Genomic DNA, 597 nt, shown 5'->3' on the forward strand with positions numbered 1-597 from the left:
ATGGAACAAAGAACAGCAGAATGGTTTCAAGCGCGCTTGGGTAAAGTCACCGCATCAAACATTTACAGCGTACTCAGTAAAACTACAAAAGGATTGCCTACGAGCAAATATGAAGACTACAAAATCAAACTCATAACAGAGCGCTTAACAGGCGAAACAAGCCCCTATTATGAAACTGAAGATATGAGATGGGGTATTGAGCATGAAGATGATGCCTTGAGAGAATATGGCTTCATTTATGATGCCGATATAACAAAATGCGGCTTTATCCAACACCCCACAATAGAAATGGCGGGGGCTAGCCCCGATGGTCTCATTGGAGAAGACGGTTTAATCGAAGTCAAATGCCCGAGATCAGTAACACATATGCGCTTTTGTATAGGTGACGAAATCAAACCAGAATATCACGCACAAATGCAATTCCAAATGGCTTGTACAGAACGAAAATGGTGTGATTTCGTAAGCTATGACCCACGTTTTACGGGGGAATTCTTTCACTTACGCATGAAAGTCAAGCGTATTCTCCGTGATGATCAACAAATTGAACAGATCAATCAAGCTGTTGAAACCTTTTTAGCAGAGATAGAACGAGAGATA

Annotated in this window: 1 protein-coding gene; it reads left to right on the top strand. The window is 41.4% G+C overall.

Annotated features, from left to right (window positions below; genetic code table 11):
- The coding region (locus tag ACFIJZ_RS10120) for a lambda exonuclease family protein (RefSeq protein ID WP_375632047.1) at positions 1 to 597 on the top strand (597 nt) is incomplete at its 3' end.

It is taken from the genome of Bartonella sp. CL70QHWL, from assembly GCF_042194855.1.
Taxonomy (GTDB): Bacteria; Pseudomonadota; Alphaproteobacteria; order Rhizobiales; family Rhizobiaceae; genus Bartonella.